The organism is Pseudoxanthomonas sp. GW2 (genome assembly GCF_000283075.1).
Taxonomy (GTDB): Bacteria; Pseudomonadota; Gammaproteobacteria; order Xanthomonadales; family Xanthomonadaceae; genus Pseudoxanthomonas.
The window spans coordinates 1-14,510 of the sequence record NZ_ALIP01000139.1; the positions used below are offsets into that span (position 1 = coordinate 1).

At 70.8% G+C, this 14,510-nt stretch carries 11 protein-coding genes and 1 riboswitch; of the genes, 5 read left to right on the top strand and 6 right to left on the bottom strand.

Features of this window, described 5'->3' with window-relative positions; all coding sequences use genetic code 11:
• Positions 1–701 (top strand): hypothetical protein (locus tag B351_RS17835; RefSeq protein ID WP_050992212.1); only part of this gene is annotated, 701 nt, incomplete at its 5' end.
• A gap of 236 nt (positions 702–937) precedes the next feature.
• On the opposite strand, the gene B351_RS0112845 is transcribed toward B351_RS17835, so the two are convergent.
• A complete protein-coding gene (locus tag B351_RS0112845; protein ID WP_019399437.1) occupies positions 938–1,492 on the bottom strand; it encodes an outer membrane beta-barrel protein in 555 nt (184 codons plus the stop codon).
• A 285-nt stretch (positions 1,493–1,777) separates the two neighbouring features.
• Here B351_RS0112845 and B351_RS0112850 point away from each other — a divergent pair, with 285 nt between their 5' ends.
• The gene (locus B351_RS0112850; RefSeq protein ID WP_019399438.1) at positions 1,778–1,990 is read left to right on the top strand and encodes a hypothetical protein; all 213 of its coding nucleotides are present in this window, start codon (positions 1,778–1,780) and stop codon (positions 1,988–1,990) included.
• Positions 1,991–2,051: 61 nt separating this feature from the next.
• On the opposite strand, the gene gcvP is transcribed toward B351_RS0112850, so the two are convergent.
• The gene (gcvP, locus tag B351_RS0112855; protein ID WP_019399439.1) at positions 2,052–4,916 is read right to left on the bottom strand and encodes an aminomethyl-transferring glycine dehydrogenase; all 2,865 of its coding nucleotides are present in this window, start codon (positions 4,914–4,916) and stop codon (positions 2,052–2,054) included.
• Between the two features lie 50 nt (positions 4,917–4,966).
• A riboswitch (glycine riboswitch) is annotated at positions 4,967–5,088 on the bottom strand.
• A 234-nt stretch (positions 5,089–5,322) separates the two neighbouring features.
• Between gcvP and B351_RS0112860 the strand changes: the two genes are divergently transcribed.
• The 3 genes from B351_RS0112860 to B351_RS0112870 are packed head-to-tail and all read left to right on the top strand — an operon-like array spanning position 5,323 to position 7,935.
• Positions 5,323–6,210, top strand: a complete 888-nt coding sequence (locus B351_RS0112860) for a hypothetical protein (protein WP_019399440.1) — start codon at positions 5,323–5,325, stop codon at positions 6,208–6,210.
• Positions 6,207–7,457, top strand: a complete 1,251-nt coding sequence (locus B351_RS0112865; RefSeq protein ID WP_019399441.1) for a multidrug effflux MFS transporter — start codon at positions 6,207–6,209, stop codon at positions 7,455–7,457. Before B351_RS0112860 ends, B351_RS0112865 begins: the two co-directional genes overlap by 4 nt.
• 28 nt (positions 7,458–7,485) lie before the next feature.
• Entirely contained in the window at positions 7,486–7,935 is a 450-nt protein-coding gene (locus tag B351_RS0112870; RefSeq protein ID WP_019399442.1) for a hypothetical protein, read from the top strand.
• Between the two features lie 71 nt (positions 7,936–8,006).
• On the opposite strand, the gene B351_RS0112875 is transcribed toward B351_RS0112870, so the two are convergent.
• The 4 genes from B351_RS0112875 to B351_RS0112890 form a co-directional block, all read right to left on the bottom strand.
• Positions 8,007–10,016 carry a M2 family metallopeptidase gene (locus B351_RS0112875; RefSeq protein ID WP_019399443.1) on the bottom strand — a complete coding sequence of 670 codons (2,010 nt, stop codon included), beginning with the start codon at positions 10,014–10,016 and terminating at the stop codon, positions 8,007–8,009.
• Positions 10,017–10,199: 183 nt separating this feature from the next.
• Positions 10,200–11,861, bottom strand: coding sequence for a phosphoethanolamine transferase (locus tag B351_RS0112880; protein WP_026010697.1), 1,662 nt, complete (start codon positions 11,859–11,861; stop codon positions 10,200–10,202).
• Positions 11,858–12,616, bottom strand: a complete 759-nt coding sequence (locus B351_RS0112885) for a phosphatase PAP2 family protein (protein WP_019399445.1) — start codon at positions 12,614–12,616, stop codon at positions 11,858–11,860. Before B351_RS0112885 ends, B351_RS0112880 begins: the two co-directional genes overlap by 4 nt.
• A gap of 120 nt (positions 12,617–12,736) precedes the next feature.
• Entirely contained in the window at positions 12,737–14,458 is a 1,722-nt protein-coding gene (locus B351_RS0112890) for a glycosyltransferase family 39 protein (protein ID WP_019399446.1), read from the bottom strand.
• Positions 14,459–14,510 lie beyond the last annotated feature (52 nt).

Here is a 14,510-nt window from a genome sequence, read left to right on the forward strand (position 1 = left end):
GGGTTGGCCTGGCCCGCAGCGAAGGGGCCCGTGGTCAGCGGCTCGATTTCTTCGTGGCGCGGCGCGTGGATTTCTTCGCCGCCGACTTGCGGGCGGGTGATTTGCGGGTGCTGGTCCTGGCCGTGGCCTTCCTGGCGCTGGACTTCTTCGTGGCCTTCTTCGTGGCGTGGCCGGTGCTCTTGCGGGTGGCCTTCTTCGCCGTCGCCTTCTTCGCGGGGCTGCGGCTGGTCCTGCGCGTGGCGGTCTTCTTCGCCGCCTTCTTCGCCGCGCTCTTGCGCGGAGCCAACTTCCGGGCCGTGGTCTTGCGCGCGGCCTTCTTCGTGGCGGTCTGGCGGGTCGCCTTCCTGGCGGTGCTCTTGCGGGCGGTGGTCTTGCGCGCGCCGGTCGTCTTCTTCGCTGCCTTCTTGGTGGCCTTGCGCGCCGTCGACTTCCGTGCGCCGCCCCTGCTTGCGGTCTTCTTCGTGGCCTTCTTCGCGGTCTTGCTGGCGCCGCCGGCGGACTTCTTCGCCGCGGATTTCTTCGTCGATTTCTTCGTTGCCTTGCGCGCGCCGGACTTCCTGCCCGAGCCGGACTGCTTGCCGCCGCCATCCTGCTTGTTGACGGTGGCCCAGGCGATGCGCTCGGCGGTGTCCTCGCTGCGGCCGCGCTCCTTCTCGCTGTCCTCGATGTGCTCGGCCTGGCGCTTCTGCTTGTCGGTATAGCTGGACTTGTCACCACGTGGCATTGGCTTGCTCCTGCGATGCACCGGTGCGTGCGGCCACAGGAAAACGCCATCGGGGTAAGGCATCCGTGAAATGCACGGGCTTCGTTGCAACGCATCGCCGGGCGATCGGCGGCGATGCGCCCGCCGGTCACCGCCATCCGCGCAAAGGAAAGCCCCGCATCGCGGGGCTTCCCGTGGCTGCTCCCGGCGCGCCGCGCGGCGCGCGATCCTTGCTCAGCGGAAGCGGATCTCGCCGGCGAAGGTGATGGTGTCCACGTCCACGTTGACGCCGTTGGATTCGGCGCGGCGGCGGTCGTAGTTCAGGCCCAGGCCCCAGCGGCGGCTGAAGTCGTAGCCGGCACTGATGCCGTAGTACGGCTTGGTCGAGCTCTCGTCGTCGACGATGTCGAAGCGGTCCTCGCGCAGCTGCAGGGTGACGCGCGCCAGGCCGGCGCGGGCGCCGACGAAGAAGCCGGTTTCCTGCGGGCCGAAGTGCTTCTTGGCGACGATGCCGGCGCCGACGGTGACCAGGTCCAGGTCGTAGTCGCGGCCCAGGTGCTCGGTGTACAGCGAGCCGACGTGGCCCTCGACGGCGAGGTTCGGCGTGAACCAGTAGCCGCCGCCGACCAGCAGCGCGGTGTCGTGGTCGCTGCCGCGGAAGTAGCGGCCGTAGCTGACTTCGATGTCGCTGTTGCCGGCTTCGGCGCGGACGAAGGGCTGGCCGGCGAGGGCCTCGGTCGACAGGGTGCCAAGGGCCAGGGCCGCAGCCAGGGCCAGGATGTTCTTCATGTATGACCTTCCAGTGGTTTTCTCGGTATGCCCGTCCGGGCGGCGCGCACTTTGGCCGGCAGGTCCAGCAGTGTCAGGAATTTGTCAAAGGTTCGGGCGCAGGGGCGCCCAAGCTGCGAAAATGAGGTGCCCAGACCAGCGCGTCGTGGCGGCAGCGGCCGCCAGCGGCTGGCACGTTCCGGAAAGGAGGTCCGGGCGGTCCTGCCAGGCGCGGGCTTCCCCCACCCGTGCTCGAGATTTGTCGTGTCAAACCCCCCGAAAGAGCGCCGCCGGTCCAACGCCCCCGTGGACCCGCAGCAGCTGGTCGCCGGCCTCACCCCCGGACAGCAGGCGACCGTGGAAACCATGCGCCATTTCCACTGGGAACTGCGCTTCGTGCGCCGCCCGCTGTTCCAGCCGCCGATCCCGTTCCTGTTCGACCGCGACGGCAAGCGCTACGTGGTCCTGCGCGAGGACGGCAGCATCGACGAGCATCCGGACCTGCCGCTGCGCGACTGAGCCGCGCAAAAAGAAGGCCCCGCCGTAGCGGGGCCTTCTGGCGGCAACGCGGGCGCCCGGATCAGGCGCCGGCTTCTTCCTTGTACGCGTCCACCGGGATGCAGGCGCAGAACACGTTCTTGTCGCCGTAGACGTTGTCCACGCGCGACACCGGCGGCCAGTACTTCTGCTTCATCAGCGAAGGCAGCGGGAACGCGGCCAGCTCGCGCGGGTAGGCGTGCTTCCACTCGCTGGCCGACACCTGCTGCGCGGTGTGCGGGGCGTGCTTGAGCGGGTTGTCCTCGCGGTCCAGGCGGCCGTCCTCGATCGCGCGGATCTCCTCGCGGATCTGGATCATGGCGTCGATGAAGCGGTCCAGCTCCTGCTTGGACTCGCTCTCGGTCGGTTCGACCATCAGCGTGCCGGCGACCGGGAAGCTCAGGGTCGGGGCGTGGAAGCCGAAGTCGACCAGGCGCTTGGCGATGTCCTCGGCGCCGATGCCGGTGGCCTTCTCCAGCGGGCGGATGTCGAGGATGCACTCGTGCGCGACCAGGCCGTTGCGGCCGGTGTAGAGCGTCCTGTAGTGCGGGGCCAGCCTCTTGGAGATGTAGTTGGCGTTCAGCAGGGCCACCTGGGTGGCCTTGCGCAGGCCGGCGGCGCCCATCATCGCGATGTACATCCAGCTGATCGGCAGGATCGAGGCGCTGCCGAAGCTGGCCGCGCTGACCATGCCGACCTTGCCGTCGCCGCCGAGCGTGCGCGGCAGGAACGGCGCCAGGTGCGCCTTCACCGCGCACGGGCCCACGCCCGGGCCGCCGCCGCCGTGCGGGATGCAGAAGGTCTTGTGCAGGTTCAGGTGGGAGACGTCCGAACCCCACTTGCCCGGCTTGGCCAGGCCGACCAGGGCGTTCATGTTGGCGCCGTCGGTGTACACCTGGCCGCCGTGGGCGTGGATGATCTGGCAGATCTCGACCACGTCCTCCTCGAACACGCCGTGGGTGGACGGGTAGGTGATCATGATCGCGGCCAGGTTGGCCGAGTGCTGTTCGGCGCGGGCGCGCAGGTCCTCCAGGTCGATGTTGCCGTTGGCGTCGCACTTGACTACCACGACCTTCATGCCGGCCATCTGCGCCGAGGCCGGGTTGGTGCCGTGCGCCGACTCGGGGATCAGGCAGATGTTGCGGTGGCCCTCGCCGCGGCTGGCGTGGTAGGCGCGGATCGCCAGCAGGCCGCTGTACTCGCCCTGGGCGCCGGAGTTGGGCTGGAAGCTCACCGCGTCGTAGCCGGTGCACTCGGCCAGCATCGCCTCCAGCTCGGACACCAGCTGGGCGTAGCCCTCGGCCTGGTCGGCCGGGGCCAGCGGGTGGACCTGGCTGAACTCCGGCCAGGTGATCGGGATCATCTCCGAGGTGGCGTTGAGCTTCATGGTGCACGAACCCAGCGGGATCATCGTGCGGTCCATGGCCAGGTCCTTGTCCGACAGCGAGCGCATGTAGCGCAGCAGCTCATGCTCGCTGTGGTAGGTGTTGAACACCGGGTGCTGCAGGAACGGGCTGGTGCGCAGCAGCTCGGCCGGCAGCGCGTCCGGGGTGGCGGCGTCCAGCGCGTCGATGTCGATGCTGGCGCCGAACAGGCCGGCCAGGGCGGCCAGGTCGGCGCGGGTGGTGGTCTCGTCCAGGCTGATGCCCACCGCCTCGCTGTCGATCTGGCGCAGGTTGATGCCGGCCTCGCGGGCGCGGGCCAGGATCGCGCAGGCGTCCACGCCCTTCACGTGCAGGGTGTCGAAGAAGCGCCCGCCGACCTCGATCCCGGCATTGCGCAGGGCCGCGGCCAGGATCGCGGCCATGCGGTGGGTGCGGCGGGCGATCCGGGGGAGGCCCTCGGGGCCGTGGTACACGGCGTACATCGAGGCCATCACCGCCAGCAGCACCTGCGCGGTGCAGATGTTGGAAGTGGCCTTCTCGCGGCGGATGTGCTGCTCGCGGGTCTGCAGGGTCAGGCGGTAGGCCGGGTTGCCCTCGGTGTCCACCGACACGCCGATCAGGCGGCCGGGCATGGAGCGCTTGAACACGTCGCGGCAGGCCATGAACGCCGCGTGCGGGCCGCCGAAGCCGAACGGCACGCCGAAGCGCTGCGAGTTGCCGACCACGATGTCCGCGCCCCATTCGCCCGGGGCGGCGATCAGGGTCAGGGCCAGCAGGTCGGTGGCCACCGCGACCAGGCCGCCGCGCGCGTGCACGGCCTCGGCCAGGGCACGATGGTCGCCGATGTGGCCGAAGGTGTCCGGATACTGCAGCAGCACGCCGAAGCACTCGGCTTCCATCGCCTCCTCCGGGATGCCCACGCGCAGGGTGATGCCCAGCGGCTCGGCGCGGGTGCGCAGCACTTCCAGGGTCTGCGGATGCACGGCGTCGTGCACGAAGAAGGTGTCCGACTTCGACTTGCCGGCGCGCTTGGCCAGGGTCATGGCCTCGGCGGCGGCGGTGGCCTCGTCCAGCAGGGAGGCGTTGGCGATCTCCATGCCGGTCAGGTCGGCGCACATCTGCTGGAAGTTCACCAGCGCTTCCATGCGGCCCTGCGAGATCTCGGCCTGGTAGGGCGTGTAGGCGGTGTACCAGGCGGGGTTCTCGAGGATGTTGCGCAGGATCACCGCCGGGGTGTGGGTGCCGTAATAGCCCTGGCCGATGAAGCTGCGGAAGACCTTGTTCTTCCTGGCGATGGCGCGGATCCGGGCCAGCGCCTCCTCCTCGGTCAGGCTGCCGCCCAGGGCCAGCGGCTCGGCGGACTTGATCCCGGCCGGGACGATGGCGTCGGTCAGGGCCTCCAGCGAGTCGTGGCCGACGGCCTGGAGCATGGTGGCGATTTCAGCGTCGTTGGGGCCGATGTGGCGGCCGACGAAGGCGTCGTGCTGCTCGAGTTCGCGCAGGGAGGAAGCGTGCTGGGACATGGAGAGCGGTCCGGACAGGGCAGGAATGGAGGCCGCGCACGGGCGCGGCGGGGTGCCCCTCTGTCCTTTTGCCTGAGAGTTTGGAAGCCGCGCGGACGAGGTCGCGTGCTTCGTGCCCCTTCGGCGCCGGCGCTGGCGCTCTCGCGTGGCCGGTCTCTCCAGAGTGTTTGCAGCGGCGGTGGTATCGGGCCTGAGCGATTACGGGCGTTTGCGCCTTCGGCAGCCGGCCGGGGCCGGCTTCTCCCACCAGGTACAGCGTGGCGATTATACCGTGGCCGCGGCGGCGGGCAGGCCGGGGGCGGCGGCACCCGGGGGGCAGCCGGACAGGGCAAGCCCGCCAGCGCCGCCGGGTGCAGCGGGGATGGGCGCTTGGCTTACCATGGCCATCCTCTCGGGACCGCGGCCCATGACCTCCGATCCGGACCACGCCACTGCAGCAGCGACCATCGCCATTCCGGAGCCGGCCGCGGTAGCCGCGGCGGCGGAAACCGCGCCCGCGGGCGGTGCCATGGGGCCAGCCGCACCCAGCGCGATCGACCGCCTGGTGCGCCTGCTCAAGCGCGAGCCGGTGCTGGTGGTGTCGCTGGTCTATGCGCTGGTGTCGGCGATGGGCATGTGGTCGCACTACTGGTTCTACCGCCGCCTCGACTTCCCGATCCTGGAATACCTGCAGGGCGCCGACCTGTTCGTGATCGGCCTGCGCCGGCCGGACTACTTCCTGGTGGTGCTGGCGGTGCTGGCCTTCGTGCGGGTCAGCCTGGTCCCGGTGCGCTGGGCCGCGCGCAATCCGGAGCGCGCACGCGCGCTGGCGGCGCGCCACCCGTGGATCCGCTGGGTGTTCCTGTTCCCGGACGACAGGAAGCGCTGGCTGGTGTCCGGGCTGTCGTTCGAGACCCAGCTGGTGCTGTTCGGCCTGGTGCTATCGCTGCAGTACCTGCTGGTGTGGAGCGTGCTCAATGCCAACCGGGTGGTGGAGGGCCGCTCGGACCTGCCGCAGGTGCGCCTGACCCTGGCCGGGGCCGACGCACCGCTCCCCGGGCAGGCGCGGCTGCTGGGCACCACCAGCGCCTACGTGCTGGTGTGGTGGCCCGGGCCGAAGCAGGTGGAAGTGTTCCCGGTGGCCAACCTGGCCCGGATCGAGCAGGTGCGCGCGCCGGAAGGCGGGCAGCCGGCGCATGATGCCGAGCTGCCCGCGGACGCGGCGCCCGGCGCCGAAGCCGCGGATGCCGGGGCGGCTGCGCCCGCGGCCGCCGATGCGATCCAGCCGGCCCGGGAAGGTGGCCCGTCCCGATGAGCGCACGCAGTACCCGGACCCTGACCCTGCTGCTGGCCGGCCTGGCGATGTTCGGGCCTTTCTCGATCGACACCATCTTCCCGGCCTTCCCGCAGATGGCCGCGCAGTTCGGCGCGGACAAGGTGGCGATCCAGCAGACCATCAGCGTCTACCTGATCTCCTACGCGCTGATGAGCGTGGTGCATGGTCCGCTGTCGGACGCACTGGGACGGCGGCGGGTGATCCTGGCCGGCCTGGTGGTGTTCACCCTGGCCTCGGCCGGCTGCGCGCTGTCGCGCGACCTGCCCACGCTGCTGGCGTTCCGCGCGCTGCAGGGGCTGTCGGCCGGAGTCGGCCTGATCGTCGGCCGCGCGGTGATCCGCGACGTGCTGCAGGGCGACGACGCGCAGCGGCTGATGAGCCAGGTCTCGGTGATCTTCGGCATCGCCCCGGCGATCGCGCCGATCATCGGCGGCTGGATGCTGGGTGCCGGGCGCTGGCCGCTGATCTTCTGGTTCCTGGCCGCGTTCGGCCTGATGCTGCTGGCGAGCGTGGGCCGCTGGCTGCCGGAGACCCATCCGCCGGAACTGCGCCTGCCGCTGCAGCCGCGGCGGCTGCTGCGCGACTACGCGGCGATCGGCGCCAACCCGCGTTTCCAGCGCCTGGCCGCGGCCGGTGCGCTGAACTTCGCCGGCATGTTCCTGTACATCGCCTCGGCGCCGGCATTCCTGATGGACCTGCTGGGCCTGGGCGAGCGCGAGTTCGCCTGGCTGTTCATCCCCACCATCGGCGGCATGACCCTGGGCGCGTTCCTGTCCGGGCGCCTGGCCGGGCGCTGGCCGCCGGGCCGGCAGGTGGGCGCGGGCTTCGCCTGCTCGGCCACCGCCGCCGCGCTCAACGTGGCCTACAACGTGCTGGCGCCGGCGATCGCGGTGCCGTGGGCGGTGCTGCCGATGAGCCTGTTCGCCTTCGGCGTGGCCCTGGTGTTCCCGGTGCTGACCCTGGCGATCCTGGACATGTACCCGCGCCAGCGCGGCGCCGCCTCCTCGCTGCAGGCGTTCTTCCAGCTGGTGCTCAACTCGCTGGTCGCCGGCCTGCTGTCGCCGCTGCTGAGCCACCACGGCCTGCACCTGGCGCTGGGCATGGCCGCGTTCGTGGCCGGCGGCTGGGCGATCTGGCGCTGGGAGTCCAGCGTCGCCCGGCGCGCGCGGCCGCCTGCCTCCCCGCCGCCCTCCGGCCCGATGATCGAGCCGGGCGAGCAGCTCTGACCTTCCTTCCTTTCCCCCGGAGATCCCGATGTCCATCCAGTCCAAGGCCCACCGTGACGCGCGCAAGCGCAAGGCCGAACGCGAGCGCAACCGCGCCCGGGCCGGGCGCCCGCCGATCGAACCGCATGCCGAGCTGCGCGACCGCGACGGCAACCTGCTGGCCGGCGTGGTGCGGCAGGGCGGGGTCTGGGTGCTGGGCATGGACGGGCGCATCGCCGGCAGCAGCGACAGCGCCGCGCAGATGCTGATGCTCATGCGCCGCGCCCAGCGCCTGCACGAGGAGCAGGGCGTGCCGGTGAAGCTGGTGTACTCGGACGTGCTGCGCGACGAGGCGGCGCTGGAGGCGGCGGCCAACGGCAAGTCGCCGGAGGAGCACGAGCAGCAGCTGGAGGCGGAGATGGCCTCGGCGCGCCCGGTCGATGGCGAGGACGAGGGCGAGCGGCAGGAACCGGATACCTCCGGCCCGGCGCTGCACTGAGTCCCGCCCGCCGCAAAGGCAAGGGCCGGCTTGCGCCGGCCCTTGCTGTTTGCAGCTTCCGTCGGCCCGCCTCAGGCGTCCTTGGCCGGGGTCGCGGCCGCGGGCGCCGCCTGCGCCGCCGGCGCCTGCCAGCCGCAGGACTTGCCCTGGTTCTGCTGCTGCAGCCATTCCTGCAGCGGGGCGAAGTACTCCAGCACCGCGCCGCCGTCGATCCGCTCGCTGCCGGTCAGCTCCTTGAGCGTGGCCTGCCACGGCTGGCTGGCGCCGCGCGCCAGCATGGCGCGGAACTTCTCGCCGGCGGCCTCGCTGCCGTGGAAGCTGCATTCGTACAGCGGGCCGGTGTGGCCGGCGGCCTCGCACAGCGACTTGTAGAACTGGAACTGCAGCAGGTGCGCCAGGAAATAGCGGGTGTACGGGGTATTGCCCGGCACGTGGTACTTGGCACCCGGGTCGAAGAACTCCTCGCCGCGCGGCTGCACCGGGGCCACGCCCTGGTAGCGCGCCTTCAGCTCCCACCAGGCCTGGTTGTAGCGGTCCGGGGTGATCGAGCCGTCGAACACGCCCCAGCGCCAGCGGTCGATCATCAGCCCGAACGGCAGGAACGAGACCTTGGCCAGGGCCATGCGCATCTGGGTGTTGATCAGCGCCTCGTGGCTCTGCGCCTGGCCCTGGACCAGGCCGATCGACTCCAGGTACTTCGGCGTCATCGCCAGCACGATGGTGTCGCCGATGGCCTCGTGGAAGCCGTCGTTGGCGCCGTTCTGGAACAGCGGCGGCTGCGGGTTGTAGGCCAGGTCGTAATAGATGTGGCCCAGCTCGTGGTAGATGGTGGTGAAGTCTTCCTCGTTGGGCTTGATGCACATCTTGGTGCGCACGTCCGGCGACTTGCCGTCAGCGCCGCCCATGTTCATGTCCCAGGCGCTGGCGTGGCAGACCACGTCGCGGTCCAGCGGCTTGATGAACTGGCTCTTCTCCCAGTAGCTCTCCGGCAGCCGGGGCATGCCCAGGGAGACGTAGAAGTCCTGGGCGCGCTCGGTCATCGCCTTGGCCATGGCCAGCTGTGCCTCGCGCTCGGCCTCGAAGCGCTCGCGCGGGCCGGGGCTGGGGCCGCGGCGGTGCAGGGCGGCGCTGAGCAGCTGCTGGTACTGGCGCTCCAGGGCGGCGGTGATGTCCAGGTCGCCCACGCCCTTGTACGGCTGCAGCATGTCCCAGAGGTTGCCCCAGTCCTGCTGCCACATGTTGCCCATCAGGTGCGCCGGCAGCAGGCCCTCGCCGACCACGCCGCGTTCCACGCCGTAGGTCTGCTGCAGCTTGTCGCGGGTGTAGCAGTGCAGCTGCTCGTACAGCGGGCGCACCTGCTCCCACAGGCGGTCGGTCTCGGCGGAGAAGGCGTCCGGCTCCATGTCGTAGCCGCTGCGCCACATCGCGCCGGTGTCGGCGTAGCCCAGTTCGCGGGCGCCCTCGTTGACCAGCTCGACGAAGCGGACGTAGTCCTCGCGCATCGGTTGGGCGATCGAGTGCCAGCCGGCCCAGGCGTCGAGCTGGGCGTCGTAGTCGCGGCTGGAGCGCAGCACGTCCTCCAGCTCGCCCAGCTGGCGGCACTTCCTGGCCGCGCCTTCGCCGCTGCAGTAGGTGCCGGCGCCGTAGGCGCCTTCCATCTTCGCCGCGATCCGGGTCAGCTCGGCCAGCTTCTCCGGGTCGCGCGGGGCGGGCATGGCGGTGGCCTGCTTGAGCAGGTTGAGGGCGCGCCGGCTGTCGTCGGACATCGGCTGGCCCTCGAACTTCTTCGCTTCCTCGATCCAGGCATTGAGCTGGGCCAGGGCGCGCTCGTTGGCCTTGGCCGCCACCAGCTGGCTGTCGTCGTTGATGTAGGTCGAGGACAGCCACTGCGCGGAAGTGAGCTCCGGATAGGCGGCCTTGAACTCGGCGTTGATGCGGGCGACGAACTGGTCGGCGGTCTCGCCGTTCTCGGCCCGGGCGGCAGGCTTTTCCTGTTCCGGGCTGGGCGTCTTGCGGCAGGCCGACAGCGACAGCAGGCCGGCGGCCACGGCGATGGCCAGCAGCAGGGGGCGATGGTTCACGAGGGGTCCCTTTGCGTGAGTGCGACCGGCGAAGGCTAGAGGCCCGGGATGGCACTGGCAAGGCGCGGCGCGGGGACCCGTCTTCTCCCCTCGGGGGAAGCGGCCCCGAAGGGACGGACGAGGGGCGGACGGGGCCCCCGGGACATCGCCGCCCTCAACCCCACTCCATGGGGCGAGGCGGGCTTACTGGCCGCTGGCGCAGCCGGCGAACAGGTCGCGCGAGCGATCGTAGACGGAGGTCCTCACCTGCATGAGGCCCAGCACCGAGGGGAACAGGTTGTCCTGGTCGGCGCGCCCGTTCGCGCGCTGGCGCAGGCACTTCAGGTCGAGCCCGCGGTCCTGCGCGAATTCCGGCGAAAACCACATCACCATGGGCACGCGGGTCTGCTCGGCCGGCGCGATCGCGTAGGGCACCCCATGCAGGTAGAGGCCTTTCTCGCCGAGCGACTCGCCGTGGTCGGAGAGATAGATCATGGCGGTGTCGTAGTCGGGCAGGGCGCGCAGCGTGCCGATCGCGCGGTCCAGGAAATGGTCGGTGTACAGGACCGTGTTGTCGTAGGTGTTGACGATCTGCTCGCGGCTGCAGTTGCCCAGCTCGGCGGTGTCGCAGGTCGGCGCGAAGCGCCGGAACTGCGCCGGGTAGCGCTGGAAGTAGGCCGGGCCGTGGCTGCCGAGCTGGTGCAGCACCACCACGCGGTCGCCCGGCCTGGCGCGCACCTGCGCGGCGAGGTCGTCGAGCAGGATCTCGTCCATGCAGCGCCCGTCCTTGCACAGCCCGGGCTTCTTCGCGTCGTCGAGCTGCTGGATCTGCAGGCCTTCGCACACGCCCTTGCAGCCGGACTGGTTGTCGCGCCACAGCGTGGCTATACCGGCGTGTTCGAGCACGTGCAGGAACGACTGGTGGGCGCGGATCTTCGCTTCGTCGTAATCGTGGCGGCCGAACGGCGAGAACATGCACGGCACCGAGACCTCCGTGCTGGTGCCGCACGAGTGCATGTCGGGGAAGTTGATCACCCCGGTCTGCGCCAACTCGGGGGTGGTCTGGCGCGCATAGCCGTTGAGGCCCCAGTTCTGCGCGCGCATGGTCTCGCCCAGCACGATCAGCAGCAGGCGCGGGCGGCTGCCCGGCGCGCGCGGGGTCGCCATCGCGTCGTGCTCGATCGGCAGCTTCGGCTTGTGCTTGATCGGCGAGTCGGTCTTGAGGTCCTGCTTGAGCGCGACCAGGTAGTTGACCGGCGTGGCCAGGTAGCGCACCTCGCGATGGTTGCGCATCAACGCCGACAGGCTCTGGAACGACAGCATCGAACCGGCGGCGCCGACCGCCGCGATGGCCGCCAGGAACAGCAGGCGCACGCCGAGCGCGCGGCCCCAGCTGCGGCGGCGCAGCCGCACCCGCCACAGCACGGCGATCGGGAGCGCCGCGTAGAACAGCAATGGCCACAGCAGCGCGGGCGTGAGCAGCTCGCGCGATTCCTTGTGGTCGGTGTTGAGCACGTTGCGTAGCATGTCCGCGTCCAGGTAGACGCTGTAGCTGTTCATGTAGTGCGTGGCGAACGCGGTGGTGACGAACAGCAGCGTCAGCAGCGGCTTGGCGTTCCAGCGCCATGCCAGCAGGCCGAACAGCAGCGCGTGCACGGCGACCAGCAGGAAGAACAGCGACGCGGCGAAGCCGATGTCGCCGGGATGCGTCGCGAGCGACGCATGCCAGAACATGCGGTTGCAGGCGAGCGCGAAGAACACGCTGCTGCCCAGCACCAGCGTTTCCACCGACACTTCGGGCCGGTGCGTCCAGTCGAGCGCGCGCAGGCGCGAGAGCACGCCGCTGCGGGGCAACGAGAGGCTCATGCGGTTTCTCCCGCCGCGCCGGCCGCGGCGCTGCGCGCCCGCGGGCGCAACAGCCACAGGTACAAGCCGAGCGACACGCCCCAGCAGACCGCCAGGGCCCACAGGTCGTGGGAGAGGAAGTGCGCGCCGCGCAGTTGCTGGGAAACGCCGAACAGCAACCCGGCGCCGAGACCGATCGCCAGTCCGGCCTTGCGCCAGCGCGGGCGGACCGCCAGCGCGGCGAAGTACAGCGCGACCCAGGCATAGCCGCCGCTGGCATGCCCGGCCGGGAAGCAGCCCGAGGCCGGAACGCCCTGGCGCGATTCGAACAGCCCGTAGAAGGCATGGGTGCCGCCGTAGCTGGCCAGGTCCCACGGGCAGTCCATGTGCGTGGCTCCCTTCAGCAACGATACCGCCGCGGTCGAAAGCCCCACCGCCAGCACCACGTACAACGCCGGGCGCGACCAGGCGTTCCAGCGCGGCGAGCGCCGTGCATACAGGCCGAAGACCAACAGCGCCAGCGCCGCGGCGGTGCTGGCCTGCTTGCCGCCGCGATGCACGAGCTTGGCGGTGAACCAATGGTCCTTGAGCAGCCAGTGCCCGCCTTCGGCGTGATAGATCTGCGTGGCCAGCCACTGGTCGACGCCGCCTGCCATCAGCAGCGCGCTCAGCGCCAGCACCGCCGCCAGCGGGATCCACAGGTGGGTGGCGACGAAGCGGCTGTACGGACGGAGAACGGGAAAGGCATCCGTGGCGGATGCAGGCATCAGGTTCATCGGGCGCCAACGGGCAAAAGGCCGTTTCCGGCAATGGCGGGCATGATCCGGGCCGGTTTGTCGGAAAGCGGTCGGACAACCGTTGCCCGGCGCTTAACCTCAGGCAACGTCCCCGGCGGTTCAGTTGCCGTTGTCGTCGCCCGCGCCGGCCTGGTCTTTCGCGGGCGTCACGCAGCCCGGCTTCAGTGCACTGCCCGGCACCAGTTGCCAGGCATTGCGGTTGGACTTGCCGATGTCGATCGCCCGCGCGCGGTCCACGCAGGGGCTCATCGCGTCGCGCAGCACGAACAGCCAGCGCCGCTGCGGCGCCTGCGCCACCCATTCCGCGGCGCGTGCCCATTGCACGTCCCAGGGCTGCTTGAAGCCGAAGTCCACCGCCGGCCGGTCCGCCTGCAGCAGGTTCTGCTCGCGCCAGGCGATCATCCCCAGTTCCGCGCCGGGGCCGATGCGCTCGCCCACGCGCTGCATCAGGCCGGCCGCCGAGCTGTAGGGATCGAGCGCCACCATCAGGCCCAGGCCATGGATCGTCCACAGCAGTGCCGTGGCGGCGACCACCAGCGCGCCGGCGCGTCGCAGCCGCGCCCAGGCCGCGAGCAGCAGGGCAGGGATGGCGAAGGCGAGCAGCCAGGCGCCGAACACCTGCATCGCCGCCGGGTCGATCGCGCGCTTGAGCGCGCCCTGCATCGCCCATCCGGCCTGCATGCACAGGCCGGCGCCGACCGCCAGCGCGGCCAGCGCCAGCAGCCAGACATAACCGGCCAGGACCCAGCGGGTCGCGCGCCTGCGCAGCAATCCGGGCAGCAGCGGCGCGGCAGCCACGGCCAGCGCCGGCAGCATCGGGAAGATGTAGACCTCGCGCTTGCCGGGGCTCGCGCTGAAGAACGCCAGCACCAGCACGCTCCAGCCGAGCAGCAGCCAATGGCGCGGATCGCCGCGCCGCAGGCGCCGCCGCCAGGCCGGCAGCAGTTGCGGCAGCAGCAGGCAGCCCGGCAGCCACAACGTGGCGATCACCTGCAGGTAGTACCAGGCCGGTTGCACGTGGTGCCAGGCCGCGGTGTAGCGCGTGCCGGTCTGCTTGAACAGCAATTCGTGCGCATAGGCGCGCAGGTTGGGGTCGGGAGCCTGCCATAGCGCGATCGCCAACGGCAGCAGCCACACCGCCGTGCCGGCGACGAAGGCCGGGACCGCGCCCAGCCATGCCGGCCATGCGCCACGCACCGCGTCCGCGCGATGCCGGTGGCGCCAGGCCGCCCACGGCAGCAGCACCAGCAGCGGCAGGAAACCCACGCCCTTGGTCACCGTGCCCAGCCCGGCGGCGAGCGCGCCCAGCGCCCAGGCCGGCCAGTCGGGGCCGCGCAGCAGGTGCCGCAACAGTCCCCACAGCGACAGCGTGGTCATCGCCACCAGCACCATGTCGATCTGCGCGCGCTTGGCCAGCACCCCGAACTGCAAGGTGGCGAACAGCGCCAGCACCGCGTAGCGCGCCACGCGCCGGTTCCACAGCCGGCGCGCCAGGTCCCAGGTCAGCCATAGGGTCGCCAGCGCCGCGAGCAGCGAAGGCAGCAGGAAGGCGACGCGCCAGTCGCGCACCAGTTCGAACGCGCCGGCCTGCATCCACATGAACACCGGCGGCTTTTCCGCGTACAACTCGCTGCCCCGGTGCGGCAACAGCCACTGCCCGCTCTGCACCATCGCGCGCGCGGCGAGCACGAAGCGGGGCTCGTCCGGCGGGTTGGGCTGGCGCAGCCCCAGCCCGGCCAGCAGGGCGAGCACGATCGCCAGCAGCGCGGCGCGGTAGGCCCAACGCCGCCGCCGCTCCAGGGGTGTGATGGAAGTCTGCACGTTGGAATGCGGGCAAAACGGGCGCAGACTATGCCGCGGCGAGCGTGGGAAG

Bases quoted from the DNA above. Each gene is read 5' to 3' on its own strand.
- B351_RS0112845 (WP_019399437.1), bottom strand. From the start codon at position 1,492: ATGAAGAACATCCTGGCCCTGGCTGCGGCCCTGGCCCTTGGCACCCTG.
- gcvP (WP_019399439.1), bottom strand. From the start codon at position 4,916: ATGTCCCAGCACGCTTCCTCCCTGCGCGAACTCGAGCAGCACGACGCC.
- B351_RS0112860 (WP_019399440.1), top strand. From the start codon at position 5,323: ATGACCTCCGATCCGGACCACGCCACTGCAGCAGCGACCATCGCCATT.
- B351_RS0112865 (WP_019399441.1), top strand. From the start codon at position 6,207: ATGAGCGCACGCAGTACCCGGACCCTGACCCTGCTGCTGGCCGGCCTG.
- B351_RS0112870 (WP_019399442.1), top strand. From the start codon at position 7,486: ATGTCCATCCAGTCCAAGGCCCACCGTGACGCGCGCAAGCGCAAGGCC.
- B351_RS0112880 (WP_026010697.1), bottom strand. From the start codon at position 11,861: ATGAGCCTCTCGTTGCCCCGCAGCGGCGTGCTCTCGCGCCTGCGCGCG.
- B351_RS0112885 (WP_019399445.1), bottom strand. From the start codon at position 12,616: ATGAACCTGATGCCTGCATCCGCCACGGATGCCTTTCCCGTTCTCCGT.